1 pseudogene is annotated in these 249 nt (G+C 59.4%); it reads left to right on the forward strand.

The annotated features are described in order from the left end of the window. Positions 1–249, forward strand: a pseudogene (locus tag RYX56_RS24205) (hypothetical protein); the annotation flags it as partial.

The raw sequence follows: 249 nt of genomic DNA on the forward strand, positions 1-249 counted from the left end.
TTTCTTCTTGATCTTCGATCCGCGCTGTTCGATGAATACCAGTCGAAGGAGAACGCCAAGCACGTCCTGCGCGCCATGAACGAGAACGCCCGGCAAGGCTTCTGGAACGGCGCGCGCCCGCCTATTGGCTACCGTATCGTCGCAGCCGAACAGCGCGGATCGAAGATCAAGAAGAAACTGGAGATCGACCCGCTGCACGCCGACACCGTGCGGCTGATCTATCGCCTGTTTCTTGAAGGCGACGGCACG

The sequence above is a fragment of the Alkalihalophilus lindianensis genome (genome assembly GCF_032843265.1).
In the GTDB taxonomy this organism is placed as follows: domain Bacteria; phylum Bacillota; class Bacilli; order Bacillales; family Bacillaceae_D; genus Alkalihalophilus; species Alkalihalophilus lindianensis.